Consider the following 4461-nt stretch of genomic DNA (forward strand, 5'->3'; position numbering starts at 1 on the left):
CGAAAATCCATTTCCGCACCGGCGGAAAGGTGGTCGCGCCCATCACCATTCGCATTCCGTTCGGCGGCGGCATCGGCTCGGTCGAGCATCACTCGGAATCTCCGGAGGCGTATTTCGCCCATACCGCCGGATTGCGGGTGGTGGCCCCGAGCAATCCCGCCGACGCGTATCTGATGATCCGCCAGGCCATCGCGCTCGACGATCCGGTCATCTTCTTCGAACCGAAGCGGCGGTACTGGGACAAGACCGAGGTGGACTTCGATCGCCTCGACCGCGACGGCGGACCCGCCCTGGACCAGGCCCGGGTGTGCGCCAGCGGCGAGGACGCCACCATCGTCGCCTACGGCGGCACCGTGGCGACCGCGCTGTCGGCCGCCGATATCGCGGCGTCGGAAGGGCATTCGATCGAGGTGATCGATCTGCGCAGCCTCTCGCCCATCGATTTCGACACCATCGAAACCTCGGTGCGGAAAACCGGGCGGCTCATCGTGGTGCACGAGGCCCCCGTATTCGCCGGGCTGGGAGCGGAAATCGCGGCCCGCATCACCGAACGCTGCTTCTACCAATTGGAATCGCCGGTATTGCGCGTCGGTGGCTTCGACATCCCCTATCCCCCGGCTAAGCTCGAGCGGCATCATCTGCCCGACCCCGATCGCATTCTCGCCGCGGTCGATCGCACGCTCGCCGCTTGACCGTTACCACGCTCGCCGCTCGACCGTTACACGGAGGAAGCCCGGTGGAAGATCAGCAGCAGGTTCAGGAATTCCGTTTGCCCGATCTCGGTGAGGGATTGGCGGACGCGGAATTGGTGTCGTGGGCGGTCGCGGTCGGCGACACGGTGACCTTGAATCAGGTCATCGCCGAGGTCGAGACCGCCAAGGCCCAGGTGGCGCTGCCGAGCCCGTACGCGGGCACGGTGCTGGAACTGCTGGCGCAACCCGGCGATACGGTGCCGGTGGGCGCACCCCTGATCCGGGTGGGCGCGACCGCCCCGGCCGCCGACGCGGCCACCCCGGAGCGGCAGTCGGTGCTGGTGGGCTACGGGCCCGACCGCGAACCGGTCTCCCGACGCGCCCGCGCGACGGCGAAAACGGCTGACGCACCGGGCAATTCCGGCGGCCGGGCCATGGGTTCGGACGGGGCGGAGGGCCTCGGCAGCTCAGCGCCGGCGGGCCGCCCCGCGGCCACCCCGGCCGCGCGAAAACTGGCGCGAGAGATCGGAATCGACCTGGGCGCGGTGATCGGCACCGGCCCGCAGGGCGCGGTCACCGTGGAGGACCTGCCCGGGATGCGGCCGGAATCGACTGCCTCCGACCATATTCCGATTCACACCGCGCCACCGGCTATGGCGCTCGCGCCGCTGCCCGCACCGCATCCCGCGCCCGCGGTGCCGCCCATGCACCCCACCGGACACCGGGCCGTGCCGATCGAGCGCGAGACCCGCACGCCCGTCGCCGGGATCCGCAAGCGGACGGCGGCGGCCATGCTCGCCAGCGCCCAGCACATTCCGCAGGCCAGCACGTTCGTGACCGCGGACTTCACCGCGTCCATGGAACTGCTGGAGCATCTGCGGGCCACCCCCAGCTTCACCGGGCTCACCCTCACGCCGCTGGCGCTGGTCGCGCGGGCGGTGCTCGCGGCGCTGACCGAGTTCCCGGCGATCAACTCCTGCTGGGACGAGGCGAATCAGGAGATCATCACCAAGCACTACGTGAATCTCGGCGTCGCGGTCGCGACCGAGCGCGGGCTGCTGGTGCCGAATCTCAAGGAGGCGCAGGGGTTCACGCTGCGCGACCTGTGCCTCGAGATCGCCGGGGTGGCGGCCGGGGCGCGCGCGGGGACCTCCACGCCCGCCGACCTCACGGGCGGCACCTTCACCATCACCAATGTGGGCGTCTTCGGGGTGGACAGCGGTGTGCCGCTGGTGAATCCGGGCGAGGCGGCCATCCTGTGCCTGGGATCGATCCGCAAACGGCCGTGGGTGCACCGCGACGAACTCGCGGTGCGCTGGGTGACCAGCCTGGGGCTCAGCTTCGATCACCGCATGATCGACGGCGAGCAGGGCTCGCGGTTCCTGGCCAGTGTGGCCGCGCTGCTGGAGGATCCGCTCACCCTGCTCGGCCGGGTTTAGTTGTCGGCAGTCGCCAGCAGTGATTCGGCGGCCCGGCGGATCTCCGCCGGGATCGGCACCGGCTTGCGCGTCACCTCGTCGACGTAGACGTGCACGAAGGTGCCCGTCGCGGCCAGCTCCAGGCTGTGGCCGGTGTCACGGAAGATGGCCAGCTCGTAGCTGATGCTCGAATTGCCCAGCCGCTCGATGCGGATGCCGACCTGCAACTGGTCCGGGAAGCTCAGCGAGTCCAGGAACTTGCAGGAGGTCTCGGCGACGATGCCGATGGCGGGTAGGTCCCGGATATCGGTGCCGCTGGCGTGAATCAGCCACGCGTTCACGGCCGTATCGAAGTACGAGTAGTACGTCACGTTGTTGACGTGACCGTAGTGGTCGTTGTCCGCCCAGCGCGTCGGCACCGGCCAGAGCACTGGGTATCCAGAATCCTGCGTCACCCCGCGAACCTTAGCCGCTCCGCCTGTGAGTGCCGCCCGGGTCAGGCGGAGCGTTCGTCAGGGGTGGCGCGATGATCCCGCGGACTGAGGCCGTAGTGGCGTTTGAAGGCGGTGGACAGGGCGAAGGCGCTGCCGTAGCCGACCCGGCGGGCGATGGACTCCAGGGTGGCGTCGGATTCGTGCAGCAGATCCGCGGCCAGGGCCAGCCGCCAATCCGTCAGGAACGACATGGGCGGTTCGCCGACCAGTTCGGTGAAGCGGCGGGCCAGCGCGGCCCGGGAGACGCCGACCTCGGCGGCCAGCGAGGCGACCGTCCACGGCTGGGCCGGATTGTGCTGCATCAGGCGCAGCGCCTTGCCGACCAGCGGGTCACCGTAGGCGTGATACCAGGCGGGGGCGTCGGCCCGGGAGAACCAGGCGCGCAGGGCGGCGATCAGCAGCAGGTCCAATAGTCGGTCCAGCATGGCCCCCTGGGCGGGCAGGTCCTTGGCGGACTCGTCCACCAGCAGATCCAGCACGCGGGAATCGATTTCACCGCGGCTGAGCACCGCGACCGGCGGCAGCGCGCGCAGCAGGCGGCGGCTGGCGGCCGATTCGTGCTCGTAGGTGCCGGTGACCAGCACGGTCTGGGCGTCGGCGCTGGTGCCCCAGCTGCGCACGCCCAGACTCAGTGTCTCGCACAGCACTTCACCGTCCATGGTGGTGGTGACATTGCCGGGTTCGATGAGCACCTGCGGTTCGGTCGCCGGATCGTCGGCCATCGTGTAGTGGTCGGGGCCACGGAAGATCGCGATATCCCCGGTGCGGAGCTGGCGCGGCGCAACCGGCTTGCCGCCCTTGGGTTCCGGCAGCACCCAGCCGCCGCCGCGCACCACCGCCACGATGGTCAGCGGCGCCTCGTCGCGTATGCGCAGGGACCAGGGCGGGTCGAACGACGAGCGCATCACGAATGCCGCTCGTGCGCGTGGTCCTTCGAGCAGGCTGGCCAACGCATCCATAACTGAAGACGATGGCAAATGCGTGCGCGCTTCTCAACCATGTTCGCGCTCGCCGAATCCCGGTGTACTCGATACATGATCATCGAACACACTCCCAACAGCGAAAACACCGTCCTCGTGCTCGGCGCGACCGGAAAGACCGGACGCCGGGTGGCCGAGCTGCTGAGCGCCGCCGGGACGCTGGTGCGCTCCGGTTCGCGCTCGGCGGCGATCCCGTTCGACTGGACCGACCGCGCCACCTGGGCGAGCGCGCTCGCCGATGTGAACGCCGTATACCTCTCGTATCAGCCGGATCTGGCAGTGCCCGGCGCGCCGGCCGACATCAAGGCGTTCTGCGACGCCGCCGTGGCCGCGGGGGTGGGCAGCCTGGTGTTGCTGTCCGGTCGCGGGGAGCCCGAGGCGCTGGAATGCGAAGCCATCGTGCGGGATTCGGGGCTGCGCTGGACCGTGGTGCGCTGCTCCTGGTTCGCGCAGAACTTCAGCGAGGGCGCGTTCGCGGAGTTCATCCTCGCCGGGGAGGTCGCGCTGCCCGCCGGGGACGTGCCGGAACCGTTCGTGCACGCCGACGATATCGCCGAGGTGGCGGTGGCCGCGCTGCTCGACGACCGGCACGCGGGCGAGGTGTACGAGCTGACCGGGCCGCGGGGGCTGTCCTTCGCAGACGCGGTCGCCGAGATCGGCGCGGCGGCGGGGCGCGAGATCGCCTACATTCCGCTCACCCGAACCGATTTCGTGGCCGCGCTGACCTCCTACGGAGTACCGGCCGATGAGATCAGCCTGCTCGACTACCTGTTCGGCACGGTGCTCGACGGGCGCAATTCCGCGCCCGCGGACGGGGTGCGGCGGGCGCTCGGGCGGGAGCCGCGCGACTTCGCCGAGTACGCCCGCGACGTCGCCG

At 69.9% G+C, this 4461-nt stretch carries 5 protein-coding genes; 3 read left to right on the top strand and 2 right to left on the bottom strand.

All coding sequences use genetic code 11. The annotated features are described in order from the left end of the window. Together ACWELQ_RS39185 and ACWELQ_RS39190 are read left to right on the top strand one after the other, a co-directional pair. Nucleotides 1–692, top strand: a 692-nt coding sequence (locus ACWELQ_RS39185; protein ID WP_452402062.1) for an alpha-ketoacid dehydrogenase subunit beta, incomplete at its 5' end; no start/stop codon positions are given. Between the two features lie 44 nt (nt 693–736). After that, nucleotides 737–2131 carry a dihydrolipoamide acetyltransferase family protein gene (locus ACWELQ_RS39190; RefSeq protein WP_452402063.1) on the top strand — a complete coding sequence of 465 codons (1395 nt, stop codon included), beginning with the start codon at nt 737–739 and terminating at the stop codon, nt 2129–2131. On the opposite strand, the gene ACWELQ_RS39195 is transcribed toward ACWELQ_RS39190, so the two are convergent. Continuing rightward, nucleotides 2128–2565 (bottom strand): acyl-CoA thioesterase, encoded by a 438-nt coding sequence (locus tag ACWELQ_RS39195; RefSeq protein ID WP_452402064.1) that lies wholly within the window; start codon nt 2563–2565, stop codon nt 2128–2130. The genes ACWELQ_RS39190 and ACWELQ_RS39195 overlap by 4 nt on opposite strands. A gap of 41 nt (nt 2566–2606) precedes the next feature. After that, nucleotides 2607–3563 (bottom strand): cupin domain-containing protein, encoded by a 957-nt coding sequence (locus tag ACWELQ_RS39200; RefSeq protein ID WP_452402065.1) that lies wholly within the window; start codon nt 3561–3563, stop codon nt 2607–2609. Between the two features lie 75 nt (nt 3564–3638). On the opposite strand from ACWELQ_RS39200, the gene ACWELQ_RS39205 reads away from it, so the two are divergent. Further along, a partial coding sequence (locus ACWELQ_RS39205; RefSeq protein WP_452402066.1) for an NAD(P)H-binding protein occupies nt 3639–4461 on the top strand: 823 nt, incomplete at its 3' end.

It is taken from the genome of Nocardia sp. NPDC004722 (assembly GCF_053601505.1).

Excerpts from the sequence above, each read along its gene's own strand:
- ACWELQ_RS39200 (WP_452402065.1), bottom strand. The coding sequence starts at position 3,563 with ATGGATGCGTTGGCCAGCCTGCTCGAAGGACCACGCGCACGAGCGGCA.